We start from the raw sequence: 25,060 nt of genomic DNA, 5'->3' as shown, positions 1-25,060 counted from the left end.
TAATTTCTACAAGTGTATTCTACTACCTCGAAGACCTATTTCTCAACCAAAGCAGCAGCAATATTCACACATTAGTTCAATTCATTTAAAATACCAATAATCGCATTTCTTACATCATCGTCTTCAATTTCTGTGATGAGTTCTTTAGGGTAATATAATTTATAGTCTTCTCTATTTATCCCTGTGATACTTGAAATGACTAATGACTGACTGCTTATTTCCTTTATCTTGCCATTCCGTCGTAATAAATGAATTGGCTGCCTATTTGAACCCGGACGATCATAATCATATGGTAAATCTGAAAATGACTCACTTACAAAATAATAATTAGGATCGATATCAGCTTGAATAAATAAATCCGTCAACTCTGTTATCGTAATAATCGAACCATCAAATGGCATATGTTTAAATAAATCTCTATTTATAAAACGACGTGATAAATCACTCAGTATTTCATCATCTTCTCGAACCCATGCCTTCAAATAGTAGACTACAACCGCTTCATCTAATTCAATGTATTGCTCAATTGTCATAGTGCCTTCAAAGAATGGTATAAAATCTGTCGGTTCCATCTTAAAATGATAACCTTCATCGTATAATTGCTTTGCACGCTTTAAACAATTATTGAGTAATACCTCTCCACCACGACTTACTGGGTGAAAATAAATCTGCCAATACATTTGATAACGGCTCATGATAAAGTTCTCTACGGCGTGCATGCCGCTCTCTTTAATCAATACTTCATCTTTAGAGGGTCTCATTAATCTTAAGATTCTTTCCATATCGAACTGACCATATGAGACACCAGTAAAGTAGGCATCACGCTGTAAGTAATCCATTCTGTCCGCATCAATTTGCGACGAAATCATAGAAATAACGAGTTTATTTTTATGTGTTTTGTTGATTACATCAGCAACTTGTTGTGGAAAGTCATCTGATACACGACTTAAAACTTCGTTCACTTCAGTTGGTCCAGTAATAATCGCTTGTGTAAAAGCTTCATGATCTGTATTAAAGATCTTTTCAAAGCTATGTGAAAATGGACCATGCCCCAAATCATGTAACAAAGCAGCACATAGCGCGAGCGGTCTATCATCATTATTCCATGCTTCACGACCATTAAATGAATCATCTATAATTCGGCGGACTATCTCGTAAACACCTAATGAGTGTCCAAACCTACTATGTTCCGCCGTATGAAATGATAAATATAAAGTACCTACCTGCTTAATTCTTCTCAAACGCTGGAATTCCTTTGTCTTTATCAAATCCCAAATCACTTGGTCTTTAACGTGAATATATCTATGAATCGGATCCTTAAACACTTTTTCTTCGGGTAATTTCTGAGTAGCATATGTTGTAAATGTCAATTTAGTCCTCCTCTCCATTCACTAATCCTTTATTGAAATTATTTTAAGGTTTTTTTCATTAAAGCTAAGTCCATTTCTTCCCCATACATTACATGTTTATATGAACGTACTATTTCGAAACCTTTTTTATTATAAAATGATACCGCATCATCATTTTTATTATCTACTTCAAGATAAATTGCCTCATAATTATCAAAGTAACCCAAACCTTCTTTCAATAACTCTGAACCATAACCATGATGTTTCCAAGAAGGTCGCACATAATGTGCAGATAAATATAATTCTGTTCCACTAATAAAATTAGCAAAACCAATAATTTCATTGTCTTCTTCAACGACTAAAAAGAGTTGCTCATCTAATCGCTTTAATAAATGTTGTTCATTATAAGAAGCAGCCAACAGTTCATTTACCGTCTTTGCTGCATAAATATTTAAATACGTATTATACCAAGCTTTTGTTGCGACATCTCTGATACCTACAACATCATCTGCTGTTGCTTTTCTTACTTTATGCATGTTGCACTCCCCTTATTTCTAATCGGTCTTAACAGTCTAATTATACCATATTTCCAATAGTCAAAATACTTATCCTTAAAGATAAAAATAGTTTGAACGATGCGTACATCATTCAAACTAAAGTTTAGCTATTTATTTATTAGCACTTAATGTTTCTTGCCATTCTTCTGCTCTATTTAATGCGTAGACATCTTTTTCAATATCACCAGGTCTTTCAGCCGTTCCAATAATGTAACCAGATAAGCTAGCACCTAAAAATTCTAAACTATATTTCACTTGTGTGATACATGGTTTCGCCTTTACTTTAGGGCAGTCACCACCAACGATAATCAAGCGGAAATCTTTCTCTGCCATCTTAGCTTTAAAATCTTTATAATTAGGGTCCACAAGTGTTTCTGACCAATGATCAAAAAATGCTTTCATTGACGCAGATAAGCTATACCAATAAATTGGTGAAGCGATGATTACCGTGTCACTCGCTAATACTTTATCAATAATCTGTTTATAGTCATCATCATAAGTTTCAATAGTCGTATTGTCATGTCTTACATCTCGAACTGGGTTTAATTGGTATTTTGTTAAGTCAATCCACTCATAGTCATATCCTTCAACGGCCATCTTAGTTAAATAAGCTGTGTTACCCTCTGGGCGACTTCCTCCGAATAAAACTGTAATCATAATAAACTCCTTCTACTATCTTTAATGATTTACACATTAAAAATTATCAATATACATTGCATATCAATGCACCAAACTTAATTAATAATCCTACACTAAATTGCTCAGTTATTAAACAGTTTAATTAAAATACATTAATATATTAAGTTATTTGCTCATAAATCATCAAATTTTTTATATATTAAAATGTATATTCCCTAATTTTTCGTTTTTAAATATTTAAATTGTTACGATTTTAAGAACTTAAATAAATTGAATAACATCCATTTATTTATCGTGTTGTTACACAACTTAAAGCGCATGTAAATTTTATAATACAACCTGAGCAAAATTCATTTCTATAATTGTGTGTATCATTGGTGAATATACTAAAACAAAACAAGCAGGCAGTTTCAAATTATGCATTTGAAACTGCCTGCTTCCTATTTCACATTTATTCAAAATGGCTATGCCTTATTTTTCAACAGGAAAAATCGACTCAATATGCTTAATCTCTTCATCAGTTAATGTCACATCTAATGTTTGTAAGTTATCTACTACTTGATCAGCACGTTTGGCACCTGGAATAACCACATCTAGTGAAGGTCTCGTTAAATAAAATGCTAAGACCACATGTGCCACATCGACACCATGATTATTTGCAATTCCTCTCAATTCATCTACTTTTTTAAGGTTTTCTTTAAATTTTTCACCTTGGAATTCTGGATTTTCAGAGCGTAAATCATCAAATGTACTATTTTCATTATACTTACCTGCTAAGATACCTGACACTAGTGGGAAATATGGAATAAAGGTAATATTATTTTCCGCAGTATAATCGAATATTGCTTCATTTTCTCTATTTAGTAAATTATATTCCATTTGAACAACATCAACATATCCATCTTTATTCGCTTCTTTCAATTGTTCTAAACTAAAGTTAGAAACACCAATCGCTTTTATCTTTCCAGCATCTTTCAATTCTTTCAATGCTGCCACCGCTTTATCTTTAGGTGTGTTTTCATCAGGGAAATGAATATAATATAAATCAATATAATCTAATTGCAAGCGCTCTAAACTTTTTTCAACTTGTTCTTTTAAAAATTCTGGGTCATTACTTTGTTGTACGTTACCTTCTTCATCAAAGTAATGTGAACCTTTTGTAGCAATAGCATATTCATCACGAGAAAATTCTTTCACCGTTTCTCCTACCAATTCTTCAGAACGTTCAGGTCCATAGATATACGCAGTATCTAACAAGTTAATGCCATTTCTTATAGCTGTTCGAACCACTTCTTTACCTTGTTCTTCATCTAGGTTGTTATATAAGTTATGTCCACCTACTGCATTAGTCCCTAACGCAATTGGATTTACTTTAACATCTGATTTACCTAATTGTACTTTTTCAGTCATATGTTACCCACTCCTCATCTTAAATGTCATTACAATTTGTTGCGGTATACATTCACTGATTCTCATATTTCTATACATCCTTTTCTCAATCACATTATTAGTAAAAGGCATGTTAAATATATACGCTAGTTAAAACTTAGCATGAATAATGACCAATATTAAAATAAACTGCTTACAAAGCTGACATGTTTTATATGTTATTTATAATGTATGCAAATATTATGAGGCACTGAAATTTTATACCATGTCCCTAAAAAAATAGTTTCTAATTAGCATGATTCAACAATAAAATACGGTAGTTTAGTAACACCGATTCACAGTGAATCTCTGTCTAATTTAGAAACTATATAGTTAAGAATTAGGTTATTCAGTTATTTTTATGAAAAGTTCAATTTTAACGTAGTTCTTGAATATTTTATATTCTGCAATAACAATTTGACTCAAATTACTTTTCAGCATCGTACTGCTATTGCTTACTTTTCGCTTTGCGTTGAGCCAATTTTTCCTTTAATTTTCGGTCTTGTTCTTCTTTACGGAGTTTACGCTCTTCATTGCGCAATCTCAAACGTTCTTCTTCTTCAGGATCCCTTGGCTTTTGCAATTGTTTCGTAACCTTTTCCATAAGTTCATCTTCGGTTAAGGCTGCTAAAGGTCGGTTGTTTACAAAGGCAAACGTCTTTCTTCTACCCGGACCACAATAGGACTGACAACCTATTTCAATTTCAGCGTCTGGATCTAACTTAGTTAATTTTTTTTCTAATGATTTACAATTAACACCTTGGCAATCATCACAAATTAAAAATTTATTTTGCATTTCCGCCCTCACCTTTCTCCTAAGATTTACTTTGATGTAACTTTACAACAATTGCTAGTTATTATTTATTTTACCGTTAAACGTAGCATACGCTCAACAATCATACACGCTATTTACAACTCTAATTATTTTACTCTTTTTGGTGAAAAATTCAAGCTTTAATTCTATGATGTCATAATTACATTATTAATCTTTAACGTTTCATACTCCTAGCTTTACTATCATTTCTTAATATTTCATAAGTAGTACGCCTTATTTACATACTATGCGTTGCAATACGCATAAAAGCAATCGATATTTTCTTATTACCGATTGCTTTTATGATAATTTAATTAATAGATTGACAGATTGAGCAATAATACATTTTACGTCCACCATAAATCTGGTGCTGGTTGTGTAATATTGACTGATTTTAAATTTTGAACAGCTTTATTAAAACCTTCTTCTATCGACATAATTGGATCTTCGTGTTCTATACTCATCACATAATCGTAACCATTCATACGTAATGCACTAATCATTTCTCCCCATTCATGTGGATTGTGACCATAACCGACAGTTCGGAAAGTCCAAGCTCTAGTCTGCACATTAGCGTATGGCTGCATATCTGTTAATCCGTACATATTGACATTATCTTGATCAATATACGTATCTTTAGCATGAAAGTGATGTATCGCATTTGCTTGTCCAAGGATTTTAATGGCTGCTATAGGATCAATACCTTGCCACCATAGATGACTAGGATCTAAATTCGCACCTATCGCGTCCCCAGTTGCCTCTCTTAGTTTCAGTAAAGTATAAGGTGTATGTACTAAGAATCCAGCATGTAATTCTATACCTATCTTCACATTTTGCGATGCTGCATAATTTGCAACTTCTTTCCAATATGGAATGAGTTTTTCATGCCATTGCCAGTCATAAATTTCAGAATATACTGTTGGCCATGGTGTTACAGGCCAATTAGGATGTTTCGCTTCATCATCAGCACCAGCAATCCCTGAGAATGTATTCACCACCGGAACATCTAACAGTGCGGCTAATTTGATTGTTTTATATAACGTATCATGCGCGGTATCCGCTTCTTGTTGGTTAGGGGAAATCGGATTATTATGACAACTTAACGCACTAATCTCCAAACCACGACTTGTTATTTTATTTAAATATGCCTTTCTTGCCTGTTCATCATTTAACAATTCATCAAGTGGGCAAAATTGGTTGCCCGGATTACCACCTGTCCCAATCTCAATCATTTCGACACCTGCATTAGCTACATAGTCCAACATTTCTTCAAATGATTTATCTTGAAATAGAACTGAAAAAATACCTACTTTCATTATAATCACTCCACCCTAATTAATTTAGTCGTATACTCTTTCCTTCTGCGTCACTGCGATAAATCGCATCAATCAATTTGTTAATCATTTGAGCTTGCTCAGGTTGAACAACTAACGTTTCTTGGCCCAAACAACTACGTATGAAATTACGTGTCTGCCGTTGTGCCGCTATTTGTTCATCATGCTCAGCTGTGGCTTGTTCTACAAAGAATGTACCAAAGCGCGGTTGATAAATTTCAAATGGATATAAGTTAATCCCACCGTTAGCTCCAGAAATACTTAACATTCTCGTATCTTCTTTGATATTAGCAGACCAAGAACATTCAAATTGCATTGATGAACCATCTTCAAATGTGATGTAACTTGTAACATGGTCGTCAACTTCAAATTGTTCATAGTCAAACGGTCCCCAATCATTAATTTGGGATGGATTTTGACTTAAACGATTATATGTTTTACCAATTACTTCTACAGGCGCTATGTCGTTTAATAACCAAAGTGACAAGTCTAATAAATGACAGCCATAGTCAATCAAGCTACCACCACCTTGTAGTGCTTTATTGGTGAAGACTCCCCATCCAGGTACCTTTCTACGTCTCAACGCCTGAACTCTCGTTACCAATGGATCTCCTACTACACCTTCCTCAATTGCTTGTTTAGCTGTTTGTGCAGCATCCGTAAAACGATAGTGATAACCAATAGCTAAACATTTACCAGAACGATTTTTTGCATCAATCATTTGTTGACATTCATGTTGATTCATCGCCATAGGTTTTTCACAAAAGACATGAACACCTGCATCTAAAGCCGCTATAGCAATTTCCGCATGAAACTTATTGGGTGTACATATCATGATTGCATCAACCAAGGGAAACAGTGCCTGATAATCTGTTACAATATGTTTGATTTCAAATTCATCAGCTACAGCTTTCGCCACTTCCATATTGATGTCCTGTACAGCGGTAATTGTAACATCATCGCTCAGTGCTTTTAGTGTCGGCAAATGCCTGTCTCGCGCAATTCCACCACAACCAATCACACCTATCGTTAATTTAGACATAGGGACGCTCCTCTCATTACATTATTTTTTCTTGATTGTCTCTAATGGTCGTGCATTACCATATTCAGGTGTAGGTGTTTCAATTGGACGCGCCCAGTTCACTCCATTTTTTATGACTTGTTGAATTTGTGGGTGATAATACGTTGGATAACTTTCATGACCAGGTCTAAAGTAAAAGACTTTACCTTTACCTCTCTTATAGGTCACACCACTTCTGAATACTTCCCCACCTTCAAACCAGCTAATAAATATCGTCTCATCAGGTGTTGGAATATCAAAATGCTCACCATACATTTCTTCTTGTGTTAATTCAATATAACTCGGTAATGATTCCGTAATTGGATGTGTTGGATCTACTACCCATAAGCGTTCTTTATCATCACTTTCGCGCCACTTTAAATCACAAGACGTGCCCATCAATGATTTGAAAATTTTAGAAAAATGTCCAGAATGCAATACAATAAGCCCCATACCTTGTAACACACGTTGTCTAACCTTTTCTACTACTTCATCATTGACTTCATCATGGGCTTTATGTCCCCACCAAATAAGGACATCAGTCTTATTGAGACGCTCATCCGTTAAACCATGTTCGGGTTCGTCTAACGTAGCAGTTGACACATTGTGTTCTGAACTTAGGCAATCAGCAATCACTTGATGAATACCATCTGGATAGATTTGCTTAATTGTTTCATTCTCTTGTTCATGTCTATATTCATTCCAAATTGTAATATTCATAAATTAATACCCCCTATTTATCTTGATTAAGATATACCGCCTTGCCAGTCTTTGCAGAGTGATAAATTGCTTCTAATATTTGCGTCACTACCAACGCTTCTTCAGGTTTAACAATAGGTTCTGTATCATCGATAATACACTGCACCCATGCTCGCGCCTCTTCTTCAGCTTCGTCAATTGACTCACTATCAAAGAAATCCACCCCAGGATTATCAATTTCAATTTGAGATGTATAGAGTGTGCCTAAGTCTTCACCATGAATACGTAGCCCATCTTTCATATCGGCACCACCTTGAGTACCTGATAATGAACATTTCGCTTCATCTACTTCAAGAGAGTTAAGCGCCCAACTAGATTCTAAAATGATTGTCGCGCCATTTTTCATTTTTATAAATCCAAATGCAGAATCTTCAACATTAAACTGTTTTGGATCCCATGATCCCCATGCATTAGCAGCATTTTCTTGCTGTCCTAACTTATGAAACGTAGAACCCATGACAGATTCTGGCTCATAATTATCCATCATCCATAGTGTTAAATCTAAGGCATGTGTTCCGATATCAATTAATGGACCTCCACCTTGTTTCTCTTCATCAAGGAATACTCCCCATGTTGGTACAGCACGTCTACGTATTGCATGTGCTTTACTGAAGTAAATTTCACCTAGGTCACCTCGTTGAGTAACTTTACGTAAATATTGACTATCACCACGAAATCTATTTTGATAACCAATTGTTAATTTTTTCTTATTACGTTTTGCTGCGTTTATCATTTCACGTGCTTCATCTGTAGTCTTGGCCATTGGTTTTTCACACATGACATGCTTTCCAGCATTTAAAGCATCCACTGTGATGGATTTATGCGTATTATTTGGCGTACAAATATGAACTATATCTATCGTCTTATCCGCCAATAAATCACGATAGTCTTCATATACCTTTGAATCATCACTTCCATATGTTTCGGCAGCTAACTGCGCTTTTGCTTTATCAATATCACAAAACGCTACTAAAGAAGCTTCTGAAATCTTCTCTAAACTAGGTAAATGTTTGCCATTAGCTATACCACCACAACCAATGATTCCTATGTTCAACTTCATACACTCATCCCCTTATCATTATTCCTTTTATATAAAGTAAACGCTTACAAAATATTGCGTGTAATTTAAAATTGTTTACTAAATAAAGGTTCTTTTATTTCATATTAAATTATTACCTTAAACTCACCAATAAGTTTGACGTATTTAGAATTTATATATTAACATTAGAATATATTTTCAAATTCCGGAAATTTTTCCAACGAATAGGTGGCATCGTATTTATGGTTCTTGATCATCTGATTAATGAAAACTTTGAACAATTAACTGAAAATGATTTACATATAATGAGTATTATTCATCAGCATATCGATGAAATGACATCTATGAAAATTCACGATTTAAGTCTACTGACTCATACATCTATTTCAACGATTCATAGACTCGTAAAGAAATTAGGTTTTGAAGGCTATAGTGATTTTAAATTTTATTTAAAAATGGAAAATCATAGTACGCCTACTGATACTATCAATACAACACCAATAGTAGAAGATATCCAACGTACTGTTGAGCACTTGCAAATGTTTGATTATCAGCCATTAAACGAATTTATTGATGCCGCTTCATTTATTTATATTTATGGTACAGGCATGGCACAACAAAATGTTGCTCGAGAAGCACAACGTCATATGCTCTCAATTTCTAAGAAAGGCATTGTACTCAATGACGAAAGTGAATTTCGCTTAGCCATTCAACAAATGACACAAGATGATTTACTATTTATCATCTCATTATCTGGCGAAACTGAAAATTTAAAGGCGCCTATTCAGCTATTGAAATCTCGAAATTACAAATACGTCTCCATTACCACACTACACGATAATTATATAGCTAAAAATGCTGCCTTTAATATTTACGTCAACAGTGCGCCTATTCAGTTCTTTAATAATACTGAGTACTATAGTTTCACGCCATATTATGTTGTTTTTGACTTTATTGCTAGAACTTACCATAATTACAAAGTCGCTCAACATAATTCAGACACAAGGTAATTGATCCAAATCATTCGTTCGCTTCATAATTATTATTAAATGTAATTTACATCGACTGTGCTAAACTATTGTGGTTCAGTCGATTGTGTTTGTCTATGAATTATTTGCTCAACAGCTTCTCGCACTTGAGGTACTGACAAGCCAACTATCACTTGTACATTGCCGCCACTTTTAACTAAGCCATGTGCGCCTCCATTTGCTTTAAAATAATCCACCGACTCAACCTTATTAGGTTCTTGCACGGTCACCCTTAATCTGGTAGCACAATTTGTGACATCAATGATATTATCTACACCACCTAAACCTTGTAAATACGCAGCTGCTTTTTCTTCGTATTCTGTAGTCATTGTCCCTTGCATCGCTTTATCTTGTTTGGACGCTTGGTAATCTTTTTTAGTGTACAATTTAGTATTTGTAGATGCTTCACTTTCTCTACCTGGCATAGGTATATCAAATTTCAGTATGATAAATCTGAATAAGAAATAGTATATAAAAATAAAGATAAAACCAATGATAAATTGGGCAATATAGATACTCCAATGATTACCAAATAATGGCACCCAATTTGTAGCTGCAATTTCGATTAATCCCCCACCTAAATTACCGACAAGTCCAAAGGCGTGCATAATCGTTACCATTGTGGCACCTAATAGCGCATGAATTAAGAATAAAAATGGTGCAATAAATATAAATGTAAACTCTAAAGGTTCTGTAATACCTGCAAACACCGCTGTCAATGTTGCTGCAATTAACAATGCTCCAACTTCTTTTTTCTTCTCAGGCTTTGCTGTTGAATAAATCGCCAGAGCAATACCGATGGAGCCAAACATTTTAATGTTGCCTTGTAAAAGGAATCCACCTCCTGGGTATATATCTTTCAATGATTGCGTCGTATTAGAATAATCATTCAAATGAGAAATCCAGTATGATTTGATTCCACCATTTACTACTGCAGGACCATATTCAAACGGTGTGTAAATAAAGTGATGGAGACCAGTTGGTATTAAAATGCGCTCTAAAAAATGGAACAACCAAACACCGACATAACCTGATGATGCTAAGAATACTTGCAAAGAAGCAATCCAACCTTGAACTATTGGCCAACCCCAACTTGTTAAAAATGCTAGAGGTATCATGACAAAAAAGGCACTCATAATCACGAAAGGTGAGCCTTGGAATATGCCAATAGACTCGGGTAATTTCTTGTCATAATAACGATTGTGTAACCAAATTGCGATACCTGAGATGATTAAAGCACCGATAATATTTGTATCTAATGTCTTGATGCCAACTAATTCAGTCAAACCTGTTCCGGCACCTGCTTTTTCATCAAAATTCACACCAAACGATTTACCCCACATCGATAAAATACTGTTGATAAAATAATTAAACATCATATAAGTTACAACAGAAGACATTACGGCATGTCCAGCTGACTTTTTTGCCAATGAAATAGGTAAACCAATGACAAAAATCAATTCAATATTTTCAAATACTGTCCACCCACCATTTTCAATCAATGTCCAAATTTGGAACCACAGACTATCAGGCTTTGCCATATGCCCCATAATGGCTTCATTCTTAAATAGCGTGGCAATACCTATAATAATTCCGAAAAAAGGAAATAATAATACAGGTACAATCATGGCGCCGCCAAACCGACGAATTGCATTTCCAAAATTTTGCCCAAATTTCATAGCCATCACTCTCCTAATTATATGTAAGCGTTTTCTTTTGCTTAAAGGTGATGATAGACCTTTATCTTCCACGATACAAGCCTATTTAGATATTTAGATAATAGATAGCAAGCAAAGGTTGTGTTTTCATTTTGAGGTAAATTTTCCAGAGTCTTGAATATTTATTTCAGGCACATAAACTAACAGTCGCTATAACACATAAAAATAAGACAACACCACGCTTAATTTTGAGCATGGGCTGTCTTCATTTATTATTGACCATTATAAATATTAAATTCTAACGGTTTCACATCATTTTCGAGCCATTCTTTGTATATAGCTTGTTTATTGATATCATTTTTAATAATTGTAATACCACAATCTCCACCACCAGCACCTGATGTTTTAGCTGCGCCGCCATGCTTTTCAGCAATAGAGCACAATATCTTTAAATGTGCTGTTTCAATGTCTATCGTTGCTTCTTTATCCATAGATTGAATAATTTCACGATTTAAACGAATCATTTGTTGAACACCTTTAATATGATTGGTCTTAAAGGCATGAATTAATTTTTCTACACATAAATGCGAACGCTCTAAAAATTTACCGTAGAATGTTGGATCTGATTTCAATCTTTTAACTTCACTGACTAAATGTGGTGACGAAGCTGGCGAGCCTGTCCAACCAATTAATACTTCCATGTTTTCAGGAGCTTGTAATGGTTCAATATGTAGACCTGGCCAGTTTTTCTTTAATACATCATTTACAGAGGTATCTTCGATTTGTTGAGACACCCATTCATGATCAAATGTACTATACGCTAACCAACCTGTATAAACACTTACCGCAATATCACCACATGAACTTAAATTTTGTAATTTCATATTGGCTATAACTGCCAATTTGTATATAAATAAGTTTGATAAATGCATATTGTAAAATTCATTTAAAGCTTTTACCACAGAAACTAATACTGCTGCACTAGAGCCAAGACCATATTTATGTCCATTTGCATCATCTAAATTACTATCTATCGTCAAATGAAAATGCTTTAATTTCGTATTGTTCGTACGGGCATATTGTTCAAATACCTCTATGGCTGTAATAACATATTTTAATTGTTTGGCAGCATGTACATCAGAGACTACAATTTCGTCTTGATTTCTTTGAAATGTGACTGGTTCATGATGTAATGTCTTAGAATGGATCGTACCTTCTACAGCATTAGATTCTTCAATCGTAGCTGTTACAAATCGATCTACTGCTATTAGTACAGATTTATACCCAGGCTCAGTAACCGCATATTCACCAGCTATATAGAGTTTTCCGGGTGCTTTAACTTGAATCATGTTATCTCTTCCTTATTTAATAATTTCGACGCCTTTATTTGTAATATCACTCATAATCACTTGTGTTTCATCAAATGATTTACGCAGTGCATCCACGACTGCAGCTTTATTCTTCTGTTCTACTAAAATCTTCACATTTGGGCCAGCATCCATCGTAAAGTAACATGGATAGCCTGCTTCACGACATTCATGAACAATTTCCATAACGCGATAACTTTCATCGACCATATATGTAAACGGCGGTTGTGCACCTAAGTTCGTCGCATGCATACGCAATCCATTTGCTTCAAAAACCTCACCCAAATGTTTAAAATCTTGGTTATTTATGGCATGTTTAACTTCCGCTATGTCTTCATCTACGTGATCTAGCCAATATTGATAAAAACGAGACGTATCACGTGTATGAGACATACCGGCACGACTTGAAACTTTTTTCGATTGATTATTGATAACTACGAAAATCATAGCTAAATCAGATTCCCAATCATTCGCTTCAATTGGATGGCTATAAGATGTACTATCATCATGCCCTTTTTCCCATTCAACGAAACCACCGTATATACTTCTTGACGCAGAACCTGAACCTCTTCGAGCTAATCTAGATAAATCTTTACCCGATAATTCTAGTCCTAATGCCTCATTACATGCCGCTGCTAGTGCTGCATATGCACTTGCAGACGAAGCAAGGCCCGCTGCAGTGGGAACAAAGTTATCACTTTCAATATATGCATGAGCTGTTGTGCCACTTATTTCACGTACAACATCCATAAAGCGCTGTATCTTCACTGTTTCTTTAGCGTCTACTTCTTTACCATTTAACACTAGGGTATCTTTACTATACTGTGTGTCAAATGTAACTTTAGTCTCAGTGTAAAAACGATCTAACGTTACAGATAAGCTATTATTCATCGGAATAATTAATGCTTCATCTGCTTTCCCCCAATATTTTATGAGTGCAATATTTGTGTGTGCACGTGCTTTGCCACTTTTAACCAAAACGCTTAACCTCCTAAATATTCTATCCATGTATGATGTGCACCTAGTGCTTCAGCAGTTTTAGCTATACGCTCTGCTATTTCAATAGTAGTTGCAAGGACAATCATACTACCACCACGACCGCCACCAGTTAATTTACCAGCGATTGCACCTTCATTTTTACTTGCTTCTAATAGTGCTTCAATTTTGTCGTGACTTACCGTTAATGTTCTTAAATTTTCTTGGCATAAATTAAAAATCGAGGCTAACTGTTCAAAATTACGATGATTTATGGCATCACTTGCTTCAAATACTAATTGGCCAATATGCTCAACATATTGTAGATAAGCCGCATCTTCTTTCCACAAATTATGGACATCCTCTACAGCTTGTTTTGTTGAACCTCGTACACCTGTATCAATGACAACCATATAGCCCTTTAGTTCTAAAGGCTTTAAATTCTGAACTTCTCCCTTTTGAAACCAAACCGGCTTATTCGAAACAATGGTTTGTGTATCAATACCACTTGGTTTACCGTGTGCAATACGTTCAGCCCAATTCGCTTCTTCGATAAGTTGTTCATCTGATAATGGTTTATTTAAATAATCGAAACTCGCACGTACAAAAGCAACCGCCATAGCTGCACTAGAACCAAGTCCACGAGAAGCAGGTAAGTTTGTATCGATCGTTACTTTAATTGGATTATCAATTTGATATAAGTCTATAAAGCGTCTAATTACTGCTTTTAAGTGTTCGGGTGCGTATATTAACGCGCCATCATAAACATCACTTTTTATATATGAGGTCTCTGTGTCACTTAATGCCTCAATTGTTGCTCTAACTTTGCCGGTAGTAAATGGAATGGCTATTGCTGGCTCACCGAACGTAACCGCATGTTCACCTATTAAGATTACTTTCCCATTTGCTTCCCCGTATCCATGTTGTGCCATATTTTCAATCACCTTTAGCTATTCTTTAATTTTATGATTTAAGTTCTCAATCTTACTATAGACAAAATAATTACACAGTTCCTCATACTAACCTAAAATATTATACAAAATTTCCCAGGAAATTTAAGTTAAATTATTTTGGGCAAGTCATTTCAAATCACATTACGATTATTAACATTTTGCTACTATCGTTTTAGTATTTGCTTAATCACATTTCTATTTATTATCTCACAGTTTATAAATTATGATATACAACTATAGTCATACTTATGAAATATAACGTTATTCATTCACAGTTCATAAAAAACTTATTACCTGCTACTAATTATATACAATACGCTATTATTATAAATCGTTCACCAGCATATTCAAAATATAAACCGCTATACATCTTCACTTTTACTATATTACTTTTTTAGCTTACATAATTCAACAATTAGAAAATTGTAGTCGCTTGTTTTTATATTTTTTGTGTTATTGAATCATATAGAATGCTTTAATCTCTTCAAATAAAATATCACTTGTCATTGTTATTTAATTTGAACATTACTTTTATATTGAATGTAATAAGCTATACTTTCATTTATTCTATTTACCACAATATAACCACTTTAAATAGAATAACATAATAAAAAAGCACATAAAAAAGAAGCGTATGAGACAAAGCATAACTAAATGCAAGGTTAAAACCGCATTTAATAAGACCAAAATTGGTACTTTGTGCTTCATACACTTCTCAAATTATATTTTCAACTTACGCTTGAACTAATTCATTTTTTGATTAATTTTAGCGTTACGCTCAATCATTTTATCAAAATAACCATCATAACGTGTATATTCTTCGTCGGTAATTGGTTCCATATTAAGACGGCTACCCAAATCCTTCAGCGCATATAATAATTGAAACATTACGTCTTGCACAGTAATTTCTCTACCAAGCAATGTTTCTAGTGATGCCATACACTGTGGGTCAATATCCGGATATTTAAATTTAGTTGCAGCTCCATTTAAGGCATGCGCATAAAAGTCCTTCATCATGCTCGCACGTTCACTACCATCACCTTCGACACATAAATACACTTGTACTGCTATGCCACCTCGTACACGACGTTGTGAAATACCTGCAAACTTTTTCCCGTTAATACTTAAGTCAAATTTTCCTGGACAATATGATTGTTCTATCTCATGAGTTTCAATTTCTACATCTTCATCTTCAAACATCTTGGCAATCAATAAATACATCACCGTAAATGCCTCATCAATCGTCACTTCATTTTTCCCTTTAAAAATCAAGGAAATATTCAGAATACCTTGGTCCAATACCACACCAAGTCCACCAGAATTTCTAACGATAGCATTATATCCACGCACATCAGTCAAGTAACGAATGCCTTCATGTAAAAATGGCAATCTAGAATCATGAATCCCCAGAATCACAGTATGCTGATGAATCCAAGTTCGCACCACATTACTTGATGCACCATTACCTACACTTTCTGAAAACGTATCATCAAACGCAAAGGACTGCATCGGTTCTAAACCAGATGAATGATCAATATAGCGCCAATCGATACCATTAAAATATTTGCTTGTTAAATCCATTATTGTAATGTTTGAGCAGCAGTGATGATTGATAAGTTATAAACATCTTCAGTAGAACAACCTCTTGATAAATCGTTCACTGGTGAATTTAGTCCTTGTAATACTGGACCTACTGCGTCAAATCCTCCTAGACGTTGTGCAATCTTATAACCAATATTACCTGCTTCTAAGCTTGGGAATACGAATACATTTGCATCACCTTGAATTTGAGCTCCTGGTGCTTTTTTGGCAGCAACTTCAGGTACAATTGCAGCGTCAAATTGGAATTCACCGTCTACAACGATATCTTCTAAATTATCAGCTTTAATCTTTTCTTGAGCTAAACTTACAGCATTCGAAACTTTTTCAACGTCATCTGATTTTGCTGAACCTTTAGTAGAGAAGCTCAACATTGCAACACGTGGTGACATGCCAAAGCTTTGTGCAGATTTTGCACTTTCGATAGCAATCTCTGCTAAATCTTGTGCTTCAAGTGTTGGATTAATCGCACAGTCTCCAAAGATATATTGTTGATCATCTTTAATCATAAAGAAGATACCTGATGTTTTTGATACGCCTGGTTTTGTTTTGATGATTTGTAATGCAGGACGCACTGTATCTCCAGTTGAATGCGCTGCTCCACTTACTAGGCCTTCCGCTTTACCTGTGTAAACAAGCATTGTTCCAAAGTAGTTGACATCTTTCAACATTTGTTCAGCTTGTTCTTGTGTAGCTTTACCTTTACGACGTTCCACGAAAGCTTCAACGAGTTCAGCTTTTAATTCACTCGTTTCAGGGTCGATAATTTCTAAATTTGAAAGATCTAAACCTTTTTCAGTAGCTAAAGCTTCAACATTTGCTTTGTTACCTAATAATACAGGTGTTACATAATCTGTAGCTTGTAGTTGTGTTGCTGCTGTTAATACACGTTCATCTTCTCCCTCAGGCAATACGATTTTAACATTTTTTCCTGAAAGTTTTTCTTGTAATACATCTAATAAAGACATAATGGCCTCCTCGAGTTTTTTATATTCACTTTTCACAATCATTATACGCCATTTTTTTATAGAATTCCATGTCACTAATTTGTAATCATTTACTTATGTTATACCACTACCTTTATGGTAAAATTTTTAAGTGTAGACAAGAATTTATAAAGGAGCGATTAAGATGCCACAAGCACCAGAAACGTTAGATGGATGGTATAGTTTACATTTATTATATGCTATTGATTGGACAGGTTTACGTTTAGTTCCAAATGAAGAGCGACAAGCGCTTGTTGAAGAATTACAATCATTTTTAAACAAGCATGAATCAGCACGTACAAACAATACTGGTGATCATGCATTTTATAATATTACCGGTCAAAAGGCGGACATTTTATTATGGGCACTACGTCCAGAAATGAAAGATTTAAATGCCTTTGAAAATGAATTTAACAAATTAAAGATTACGGATTACTTAATTCCAACTTATTCATTTGTTTCTATCATTGAATTAGGAAATTATCTTGCAGGGAAATCCGATGAAGATCCATATGAGAATCCACATATTAAACCACGTTTATTCCCTGAATTACCAAGATCAGAATATATCTGTTTCTATCCAATGGATAAACGACGTAATGAAACTTATAACTGGTATATGTTACCTCTAGAAGAAAGACAAGAACTTATGTATAACCATGGTAAGATTGGTCGCAAATATGCAGGAAAAATCAAACAATTTATCACTGGTTCTGTTGGTTTCGATGACTATGAATGGGGTGTAACACTTTTTGCTGACGACCCATTACAATTCAAGAAAATAGTATACGAAATGCGCTTCGATGAAACAACAGCACGCTATGGTGATTTTGGTAGTTTCTATGTAGGTCATGTAGTTACAAAAGACGAATTACAAGATTTATTCAACGTATAAACTACTTCGAATCGTAATTTATGATAGCCAAAGACGCCCTCAAATGATGAGGTCGTCTTTTTTGTTGTCTTCTATTGTATTAACTAAAGTTTCTTAAATGCCAACCCATTCATTTCAATTTGTAATTATAAGTTCTAACGATAGATAAGCACTAACTGACATACAATAGCTACAAAAAAAGAGGGCCCGTTGAAACATTCAGTTCAATGGGCTCTCTTTTTACTAGGATGCTCACCCTAGCCTGTTTTGTGTAGTGTGTTTGGGAGAACTTTAATCACTACTTAATTTAATTATTAACTGCTAAACAAACTGTGAGATTGTCGCTACTCAATATCAAGTTGTAACAGTTAACTAATATTATATTAACCTATTTGCAATAATTGAAACATATTTGACTTTCTAGAGTTGCACTAAATATAATAGCTCTAAATTTTATAAACAAAACAAGCATAAATTTATGCTTATTTATCATAGATATCGTGTTAGAATAAACGTAATCTTAGTAATTTCTATTTCCAAGCTATTTAGGAATTAAACATCGCGCAATTACAAAATCTTACTTACTGGTGATCTAATGACAAATTATCCTCAAACTATTGACAGTTATGATGAAAAGCTGGCCAAAGATATTATCGTCTTGGCTGGTAGAATATTGCTTGAATCTGGCGCTGAGGGATCTCGTGTCGAAGATACAATGACCTATATTGCTCATACACTTGGTTATACCGAAAGTAATAGTTTCGTCACAAATACTGTTATAAACTTTATGCTACATGATGAAACCTATCCAAGAATTTTCAGGATAAAAACAAGAGATACAAATTTACATAGAATATCTGAAACCAATAGAATTTCTAGACGTTTAGCCAGTGGCGATATATCAGCTGAAGATGCTTATCAAGCACTAGGTAAAATTCGTACATCACAAAGCATTAACCATGATTTGCTTTTCAAATTTATCGCTGCCGCAATCATATCGGTAAGTTTCTTATATTTACAAGGAGGCCACTTTGTCGATGTAATTACAGCGCTGGTTGCAGGTGCTTTTGGCTATTTAGTGGTTGAAGTGTTAGATCGTAAATTACAGGCACAATTTATTCCAGAATTTGCTGGTGCTATGGTTATTGGATTAATAACCGTTATAGGACGTGAATTATTCCCCGGTGGTTCCGGTGCAACAATCATAATTGCTGCTGTGATGCCAATCGTTCCAGGTGTATTGATAACCAATGCAATTCAAGATTTATTTGGTGGACATATGTTAATGTTTACGACCAAATCACTTGAAGCACTGGTCACTGCATTTGGTATCGGCGCGGGTGTTGGTACGATTCTCATAATTTTTTAGGAGTAATGTCTATGTTTTGGATATTAAATTTAGTATTTAGCTATACTGCTTCATTGTTTTTTGGAGTCATTTTCGATGTGCCGAAGCGCTTGTATAACACGGTCGGCTTCGTTGGTGCAAGTGGTTGGATGATTTACACATTATTCTATGAAACCTTTGAATTACATACTATTTATTCTAGTTTCTTCGGCAGCTTAGTCTTAGGAATTCTCAGTCATATTATGGCACGAGTTAAGAAGGAACCAGTGATTCTCTTTATGATTCCTGGTATCATCCCTCTCGTTCCAGGAGGCTTGGCATTCGATGCAACGAAAAACCTTGTATTATTAGAATTTAGTAAAGCCATCAATACGATGTTAGAAGTTACGTTAATCGCTGGTGCCATTGCACTTGGTTTATTATTTGCAGATCATTTCTTTAAACTGATATTATCTGACAAATACAAACTCAGTCGCCATCGTAAACCTTAATACTTATACTCTCTTTCTAAATAGCGTTCATCGCTCACATGTGCCAGATTATATAATAGTTATTAACCTATAAATGTTTGAACTATAATTTCCAATTTCAAAAATAGAAAACTATGTCTTGTTGGAATAATTCTCTTTTTATATAAAATCATAATTTTTCAATAGCTATTTTGGCAAGACAGCTACGATAAAAATACTAGTCAAATAGCAAAGGTTCAACGCCTTATCAATAAAGCAAACCAACTATAAAAATATTATCTATTCTATGACCCATAAATGCGTTTATTTTCATTTATGGGTTATTTTTCAAGATTTATTTACAGTATATGTTTTCACATTATGTGTTGCTGTTCTCTTTTACACCTTCAATCATCCATGTCGGTATAAAGAGCAATAGGAATAGTACAAATGTTACGAAGAAAGCAACATGAAATGCTTGTAATTGATTTTGCAATAGTTGAGACATACTACTTACTAATGTTGATAAGATGGCAGCTCCGAAGCTCGCGCCCACATTCTCAATCATACTAATACCTACACCTGCTTCAGATAACTGGTGATCCTCCAAACCTTGGTAAGCATTTGTTGTAAATGGCAACATAATACCGCCTACACATAATCCGCGAATAAATAATGCCACTTCAAAATAAATCATCGGTGTGTTTACAGACATAACAACAAACGGAATCGTAGACACAATAGAACAAACCAGGCTAATCATTAAAATTACTTTAACTCCATATTTATCAGCTAAGATACCAATAAACGGTCTAGCAATTAACATACCTAATCCTTGTGGAATCAATGCAATAGAAATACCAACTGTATTGTAATCATTTAAATTGGCAATAAATAATGGAAATATAATCATCGGACCTAAAATGGCACAATTCGCAATAAATAACCCCATTGTCGAGCTTAAAAAATTACGTTTTTTAAACAAAGTTGTAGGTAAAATGGTCTGATAATTTCTAACTTTATTGTAATAACCATAACTCCATATCAGTATGATAGTTATTAGTGCAAATATAATAGTCACTCGGTTGATTAAACTATGCTGGTTTGTTGCTTGTGTTATACATAACATAGTAGACAAACAAATCAATGTTAATAATAATATGCCTATCTTATCAAACCCTTTTTCTTTATTAAAAGGTTCAAAGTTAGGCAAAAAATAAATTAAAATGGGCACAATGACGACCATAATATATACATTAATATAAAAAATCCACTGCCAGTTTGCATATTCAACAATCATACCTCCTAATATTGGACCTAGCATAGGACCTAAAATCATTGGTGTCGTTACTATTGCAATGATTCTGTTTAAATAGGATTGATCAGTAACTTTCACTAAAAGTGTCATCATTAAGGTAGAAATAATGCCTCCGCTTAATCCTTGGAATACTCTAAATAGAATAAATAGTTGAACCGTCCCACTTAATGCCACACATAATGACATCACAGCAAATACAATTAATGCATATATATAAATCCATTTACTATTAAATTGATTCATTAACCATCCTGCAATAGGTACTGCTATTCCAATTGCGAGTGTATAGCCAGTAATCCCCCATTGTATAGTCTTGAGCGTTGCATTAAAGTCGTGTGTTAAGTCTGAAATAGCAATGTTTATCATAGTAGCATCAAGCATTGGTGCAATGGCACCTAATACGATCAACCAAGCCATTAACATCATATGTCGTGGTATCTTATTTAATGATTGCGTCATCCTGCAACCTCCTTATTGTTTCTCAGGAAACAATATACCTCGATTTTGTTTCCTAGTCAACAATAAGTGTAGATAAAATGAACTCAATCATTGTTCAATTGAGTTCCTAACCTTAATTTATTAATTTCTGTTGTTTATTTCTTTCGTTAAATGCGCATTATATTTACTTAAAAAATCTAACATTACATCATACGCTTCATCAGTTACGGTATCAAATACTGGTTTATCACGTTCTCTAAATTTATTATGTAATGATGCATGAAGCACAGCCACTTCTTGTCCTTTATCAGTTAATTGAAAATAAATTTCTTTTTTATTCTGTGTTTCTCTAAAACTTTCTATAGCACCTTTGTCGATTAATTTTTTAGTCAATTTACTAATCGCTCCACGTGTCATAAAAAGCTTTTTCGATAATTTACTTACATTAGGCTTATTCAACTTATCAATCGCATCAATACAATGCACTTCAGTTGGTGTATAACCCTTTAAATGTTCTTCCATAACAGGTTTATTAAGCCACACAATCTTATCATATACTTCCTTGATATCATTTAATAACTGTTCTGACTTATCCATGATATCACTCCTTTTCTACTCTACATAAACGCTGACCACTAGCTTACTCACAATATATCATATCATATACCTCAAACATAAAAATCCTCACATCACTTTGATTGATGTAAGGATTTTTATGATTCGCCAAATAGACAAATAAAATAATGTAATTTGCATTTATTATAACTAAAAAATATTATTGATTTGCTTTAGTTGACTTATTTTCATTAATTAAATCTACCAACTCGTCTTCAGTTCGATTCAAAATAAGTTGACTCAATTTGTCATTATCCATCTGTTTCAATTTAGGATAACGAACAAAGAAGAAAATCAAACCAATGACCAACCAACCGGCTAAAGCAATATATGAAGGTATCGATAATGATGCCGGTGAGCCTGGAATCAATAATAAACATAAGAATATAAATGAAACAATCGTTCCTAAAATAGCAAAGGTCTTGTAAACCGGCCCATAAGTGTTGCTCGCCTTGTTATAGCTAAATAACTTAGCAGCTGATAAACAAGTTATAAAATATGCTATAGAAACACCTGTTGAAGACATATCTACAATCCATGTTAAAGCTGTTCTACCCAACCATGGTGCAATTAAAGTAATTGTTACTAAAAAGATAATTGCTACATATGGTGTTTTAAAACGTGGATGCAGTTTACTAAACACAGTTGGCATGATACCTGCACGTCCCATTGAGAAGAGCAATCGACTTGAACTCATTAAGAATCCATTAAGTCCTGTAAAGATCCCCATTATAATGGCGATTGCAAGTACTGCTAAGCCAATATAACCAAAGGCCTCTTGTGTTACTGCGCCTGTTAACCATAAATTACCGTTTAAACTTTTACTTGATGTACTTAACCATCCAGTAAAGAAAATCATTACAACATAAGTGATTGCAGCAGCTAACAAGCTGTAGACAATTAATTTAAATGTCTTGTTTGGAGAGAAATTAAATTCTTCAGCCGTCTGTGGTATGTTGTCAAATCCTACATATGCCCATGGCGCAACTGCTACGATTGCAACAATCGATGTTAACCACCCTGAATGCTCGTTAGTAAGTGGCTGTAAATTCTCTAATGAAAAGTTACTGCCAAAGAAAGAGCCGAAGAATAATAATAAAATTGTGATAACCATTGCAACACAGAAATAATATTGTAGCGATCCTGATACGCTAGCACCTACAATAGCTATAAACATAAACACAATTAATAATAGTGATGCGATAATAATTTCAGTTATGTAAACATCCCATCCAGCTACCGTATAAAGCTTGCCCGTTTTCAATACATCAGGCAATAGGAACTTAATTAATAAGCTAAAGGCTGTCGCATTTAAGGCAACAACACAGATATAACCAAAGGTTAAGAACCATGATGAGAAGAAACTAACATATCTACCAAATCCTAAAAAACTAAAGGCAAATGCACCCCCAGAAACAGGAAATCGTTCTACTAAAGCACCATAACTAACTGCAATAAGTATCATCAGTAATGCACCAATGATTAAACCAATCGCACTAGACATAGGACCAGATTTAGCAATCCAATCTCCTGGTAGGATAAATGCACCCCAACCTATACAAGAACCGTAAGCAATTGCCCAAACAAATTTTTCAGACAAGTTCTGCTTTAAGTCCCCTCTATCTACTTGCACATCTTTTTTATCCATAAATAAAATTCACCTCATGGAATGTATTTAACCACAAGATGAATTCTTAAACAATTATAATTTAACTGTTGCAATAATTAACATTAACCAACCTACTATAAACAATACGCCACCAATTGGAGTAATTGCACCTAATATACGTGTTTGCGTCAATGCTAATATATATAATGAGCCACTGAAAAATACAATACCGAAGAACATCAACCAACCAGCCCAATTAACGTTAATTGAAGTCGTACCACTTATAATACCAATCGCTAATAATCCTAAACCGTGATACATTTGATACGTTGTAGCCTTCTCCCAAACTGACATATATTTAGCTGACAATTTGTTTTCCAATCCATGGGCTCCAAATGCCCCCGTACCAACTGCCATCATCGCATTTAAAGCACCTAATATAATAAATAATTTCATCATGTTTGCTATATCCCTTCTATATTAAAAGTCAAAAATAGATTCGCCATTACCTAATTCATCATCAGTAACCATTCGATTTCCTGACACAGCGTTATCACTTGTCGTCGTTTGTTGCTTTAATGGTACATGACCACCCATCGCCTTCAACTCAGCCATTGATATTTCATCGCTCTTCGGTTGATTCGTTGTTACCGATGTATTTGATTGTGATAATCCTTGTGAATGTGCAGATTTAGATAATACCTGTCGTTGCTCATAGAATGATACATTGTTCGAATCACTTGTTACAAGTTCTGTCAATGTACGTATTGCATAGATATGTTTTTCAAATTCAACTTTACTACTCGCTTCATCAGCTTGCACAAGCTCTTGTTCAATAAGTTGAATTACTTTTTCCTTTTCCAT

Annotated in this window: 24 protein-coding genes; 4 read left to right on the top strand and 20 right to left on the bottom strand. The window is 34.3% G+C overall.

Translation table 11 applies throughout. The features are described from left to right. Window positions 1-71 precede the first annotated feature (71 nt). From SH09_RS02725 to SH09_RS02685, 9 genes are all read right to left on the bottom strand, one after another. A complete protein-coding gene (locus SH09_RS02725) occupies window positions 72-1,388 on the bottom strand; it encodes an HD domain-containing protein (protein WP_182475061.1) in 1,317 nt (438 codons plus the stop codon). A 20-nt stretch (window positions 1,389-1,408) separates the two neighbouring features. Beyond that, window positions 1,409-1,885, bottom strand: a complete 477-nt coding sequence (locus tag SH09_RS02720; protein ID WP_042738086.1) for a GNAT family N-acetyltransferase — start codon at window positions 1,883-1,885, stop codon at window positions 1,409-1,411. Window positions 1,886-2,017: 132 nt separating this feature from the next. Further along, window positions 2,018-2,563, bottom strand: coding sequence for a flavodoxin family protein (locus tag SH09_RS02715; protein ID WP_042738085.1), 546 nt, complete (start codon window positions 2,561-2,563; stop codon window positions 2,018-2,020). Window positions 2,564-3,016: 453 nt separating this feature from the next. After that, window positions 3,017-3,955 (bottom strand): aldo/keto reductase, encoded by a 939-nt coding sequence (locus SH09_RS02710; RefSeq protein WP_042738084.1) that lies wholly within the window; start codon window positions 3,953-3,955, stop codon window positions 3,017-3,019. 466 nt (window positions 3,956-4,421) lie between these two features. Next, window positions 4,422-4,769: a YuzB family protein gene (locus SH09_RS02705; RefSeq protein WP_042738083.1), complete on the bottom strand. Its 348-nt coding sequence runs from the start codon at window positions 4,767-4,769 to the stop codon at window positions 4,422-4,424. A 365-nt stretch (window positions 4,770-5,134) separates the two neighbouring features. After that, entirely contained in the window at window positions 5,135-6,103 is a 969-nt protein-coding gene (locus SH09_RS02700) for a sugar phosphate isomerase/epimerase family protein (RefSeq protein WP_042738082.1), read from the bottom strand. A gap of 19 nt (window positions 6,104-6,122) precedes the next feature. After that, the gene (locus SH09_RS02695) at window positions 6,123-7,163 is read right to left on the bottom strand and encodes a Gfo/Idh/MocA family protein (RefSeq protein ID WP_042738081.1); all 1,041 of its coding nucleotides are present in this window, start codon (window positions 7,161-7,163) and stop codon (window positions 6,123-6,125) included. Window positions 7,164-7,184: 21 nt separating this feature from the next. Next, on the bottom strand, window positions 7,185-7,901 hold the full coding sequence (locus tag SH09_RS02690) for a ThuA domain-containing protein (RefSeq protein ID WP_042738080.1): 717 nt from the start codon (window positions 7,899-7,901) through the stop codon (window positions 7,185-7,187). A 13-nt stretch (window positions 7,902-7,914) separates the two neighbouring features. Then, window positions 7,915-9,000, bottom strand: coding sequence for a Gfo/Idh/MocA family protein (locus tag SH09_RS02685; protein WP_042738079.1), 1,086 nt, complete (start codon window positions 8,998-9,000; stop codon window positions 7,915-7,917). A gap of 221 nt (window positions 9,001-9,221) precedes the next feature. Here SH09_RS02685 and SH09_RS02680 point away from each other — a divergent pair, with 221 nt between their 5' ends. Then, window positions 9,222-9,989 (top strand): MurR/RpiR family transcriptional regulator, encoded by a 768-nt coding sequence (locus tag SH09_RS02680; protein ID WP_042738078.1) that lies wholly within the window; start codon window positions 9,222-9,224, stop codon window positions 9,987-9,989. Window positions 9,990-10,054: 65 nt separating this feature from the next. Here the strand turns inward: SH09_RS02680 and SH09_RS02675 are convergent, their stop codons facing one another. From SH09_RS02675 to pta, 6 genes are all read right to left on the bottom strand, one after another. Beyond that, on the bottom strand, window positions 10,055-11,686 hold the full coding sequence (locus SH09_RS02675) for an alpha-glucoside-specific PTS transporter subunit IIBC (RefSeq protein ID WP_042738077.1): 1,632 nt from the start codon (window positions 11,684-11,686) through the stop codon (window positions 10,055-10,057). Window positions 11,687-11,937: 251 nt separating this feature from the next. Next, entirely contained in the window at window positions 11,938-13,014 is a 1,077-nt protein-coding gene (locus tag SH09_RS02670; protein WP_042738076.1) for a phosphomevalonate kinase, read from the bottom strand. A 12-nt stretch (window positions 13,015-13,026) separates the two neighbouring features. After that, entirely contained in the window at window positions 13,027-14,010 is a 984-nt protein-coding gene (gene mvaD, locus SH09_RS02665) for a diphosphomevalonate decarboxylase (protein WP_042738075.1), read from the bottom strand. Window positions 14,011-14,015: 5 nt separating this feature from the next. Further along, a complete protein-coding gene (gene mvk, locus SH09_RS02660; RefSeq protein ID WP_042738074.1) occupies window positions 14,016-14,939 on the bottom strand; it encodes a mevalonate kinase in 924 nt (307 codons plus the stop codon). Between the two features lie 765 nt (window positions 14,940-15,704). Next, complete coding sequence (locus SH09_RS02655) at window positions 15,705-16,541, bottom strand: lipoate--protein ligase family protein (RefSeq protein WP_042738073.1); 837 nt, start codon at window positions 16,539-16,541, stop codon at window positions 15,705-15,707. Further along, the gene (pta, locus tag SH09_RS02650; protein WP_162846339.1) at window positions 16,541-17,530 is read right to left on the bottom strand and encodes a phosphate acetyltransferase; all 990 of its coding nucleotides are present in this window, start codon (window positions 17,528-17,530) and stop codon (window positions 16,541-16,543) included. Before pta ends, SH09_RS02655 begins: the two co-directional genes overlap by 1 nt. Window positions 17,531-17,690: 160 nt before the next feature. Between pta and hemQ the strand changes: the two genes are divergently transcribed. From hemQ to SH09_RS02635, 3 genes are all read left to right on the top strand, one after another. Continuing rightward, window positions 17,691-18,440, top strand: coding sequence for a hydrogen peroxide-dependent heme synthase (gene hemQ, locus SH09_RS02645; protein ID WP_042738071.1), 750 nt, complete (start codon window positions 17,691-17,693; stop codon window positions 18,438-18,440). A gap of 574 nt (window positions 18,441-19,014) precedes the next feature. Continuing rightward, the gene (locus SH09_RS02640; protein ID WP_042738070.1) at window positions 19,015-19,788 is read left to right on the top strand and encodes a threonine/serine exporter family protein; all 774 of its coding nucleotides are present in this window, start codon (window positions 19,015-19,017) and stop codon (window positions 19,786-19,788) included. Between the two features lie 11 nt (window positions 19,789-19,799). Then, window positions 19,800-20,258, top strand: a complete 459-nt coding sequence (locus SH09_RS02635) for a threonine/serine exporter family protein (RefSeq protein ID WP_042738069.1) — start codon at window positions 19,800-19,802, stop codon at window positions 20,256-20,258. A 337-nt stretch (window positions 20,259-20,595) separates the two neighbouring features. Here the strand turns inward: SH09_RS02635 and SH09_RS02630 are convergent, their stop codons facing one another. The 5 genes from SH09_RS02630 to SH09_RS02610 all read right to left on the bottom strand — a co-directional run bounded on the left by SH09_RS02630 (window position 20,596) and on the right by SH09_RS02610 (window position 25,060). After that, window positions 20,596-21,993, bottom strand: coding sequence for a DHA2 family efflux MFS transporter permease subunit (locus tag SH09_RS02630; RefSeq protein ID WP_042738068.1), 1,398 nt, complete (start codon window positions 21,991-21,993; stop codon window positions 20,596-20,598). 120 nt (window positions 21,994-22,113) lie between these two features. Next, window positions 22,114-22,569, bottom strand: coding sequence for a MarR family transcriptional regulator (locus SH09_RS02625; RefSeq protein ID WP_042738067.1), 456 nt, complete (start codon window positions 22,567-22,569; stop codon window positions 22,114-22,116). A 178-nt stretch (window positions 22,570-22,747) separates the two neighbouring features. Beyond that, window positions 22,748-24,235, bottom strand: coding sequence for an APC family permease (locus SH09_RS02620; RefSeq protein ID WP_042738066.1), 1,488 nt, complete (start codon window positions 24,233-24,235; stop codon window positions 22,748-22,750). Window positions 24,236-24,289: 54 nt separating this feature from the next. Further along, window positions 24,290-24,652 carry a DUF423 domain-containing protein gene (locus SH09_RS02615; RefSeq protein ID WP_119199058.1) on the bottom strand — a complete coding sequence of 121 codons (363 nt, stop codon included), beginning with the start codon at window positions 24,650-24,652 and terminating at the stop codon, window positions 24,290-24,292. 24 nt (window positions 24,653-24,676) lie between these two features. Then, the gene (locus SH09_RS02610; protein WP_042738064.1) at window positions 24,677-25,060 is read right to left on the bottom strand and encodes a DUF5327 family protein; all 384 of its coding nucleotides are present in this window, start codon (window positions 25,058-25,060) and stop codon (window positions 24,677-24,679) included.

This window comes from Staphylococcus gallinarum (assembly GCF_000875895.1).
Classification (GTDB): domain Bacteria; phylum Bacillota; class Bacilli; order Staphylococcales; family Staphylococcaceae; genus Staphylococcus; species Staphylococcus gallinarum.
This window is presented reverse-complemented; position numbering and strand designations above follow the sequence as displayed.

Coding starts and splice junctions, on each gene's coding strand:
- SH09_RS02685 (WP_042738079.1), bottom strand. CDS start 9,000: ATGAAGTTGAACATAGGAATCATTGGTTGTGGTGGTATAGCTAATGGC.
- SH09_RS02620 (WP_042738066.1), bottom strand. CDS start 24,235: ATGGATAAAAAAGATGTGCAAGTAGATAGAGGGGACTTAAAGCAGAAC.
- SH09_RS02655 (WP_042738073.1), bottom strand. CDS start 16,541: ATGGATTTAACAAGCAAATATTTTAATGGTATCGATTGGCGCTATATT.
- SH09_RS02700 (WP_042738082.1), bottom strand. CDS start 6,103: ATGAAAGTAGGTATTTTTTCAGTTCTATTTCAAGATAAATCATTTGAA.
- mvk (WP_042738074.1), bottom strand. CDS start 14,939: ATGGCACAACATGGATACGGGGAAGCAAATGGGAAAGTAATCTTAATA.
- SH09_RS02625 (WP_042738067.1), bottom strand. CDS start 22,569: ATGGATAAGTCAGAACAGTTATTAAATGATATCAAGGAAGTATATGAT.
- SH09_RS02615 (WP_119199058.1), bottom strand. CDS start 24,652: ATGAAATTATTTATTATATTAGGTGCTTTAAATGCGATGATGGCAGTT.
- SH09_RS02680 (WP_042738078.1), top strand. CDS start 9,222: ATGGTTCTTGATCATCTGATTAATGAAAACTTTGAACAATTAACTGAA.
- SH09_RS02670 (WP_042738076.1), bottom strand. CDS start 13,014: ATGATTCAAGTTAAAGCACCCGGAAAACTCTATATAGCTGGTGAATAT.
- SH09_RS02610 (WP_042738064.1), bottom strand. CDS start 25,060: ATGGAAAAGGAAAAAGTAATTCAACTTATTGAACAAGAGCTTGTGCAA.
- SH09_RS02675 (WP_042738077.1), bottom strand. CDS start 11,686: ATGAAATTTGGGCAAAATTTTGGAAATGCAATTCGTCGGTTTGGCGGC.
- SH09_RS02695 (WP_042738081.1), bottom strand. CDS start 7,163: ATGTCTAAATTAACGATAGGTGTGATTGGTTGTGGTGGAATTGCGCGA.
- SH09_RS02725 (WP_182475061.1), bottom strand. CDS start 1,388: ATGGAGAGGAGGACTAAATTGACATTTACAACATATGCTACTCAGAAA.
- SH09_RS02690 (WP_042738080.1), bottom strand. CDS start 7,901: ATGAATATTACAATTTGGAATGAATATAGACATGAACAAGAGAATGAA.
- SH09_RS02710 (WP_042738084.1), bottom strand. CDS start 3,955: ATGACTGAAAAAGTACAATTAGGTAAATCAGATGTTAAAGTAAATCCA.
- SH09_RS02630 (WP_042738068.1), bottom strand. CDS start 21,993: ATGACGCAATCATTAAATAAGATACCACGACATATGATGTTAATGGCT.
- SH09_RS02635 (WP_042738069.1), top strand. CDS start 19,800: ATGTTTTGGATATTAAATTTAGTATTTAGCTATACTGCTTCATTGTTT.
- SH09_RS02640 (WP_042738070.1), top strand. CDS start 19,015: ATGACAAATTATCCTCAAACTATTGACAGTTATGATGAAAAGCTGGCC.
- hemQ (WP_042738071.1), top strand. CDS start 17,691: ATGCCACAAGCACCAGAAACGTTAGATGGATGGTATAGTTTACATTTA.
- SH09_RS02720 (WP_042738086.1), bottom strand. CDS start 1,885: ATGCATAAAGTAAGAAAAGCAACAGCAGATGATGTTGTAGGTATCAGA.
- SH09_RS02715 (WP_042738085.1), bottom strand. CDS start 2,563: ATGATTACAGTTTTATTCGGAGGAAGTCGCCCAGAGGGTAACACAGCT.
- SH09_RS02705 (WP_042738083.1), bottom strand. CDS start 4,769: ATGCAAAATAAATTTTTAATTTGTGATGATTGCCAAGGTGTTAATTGT.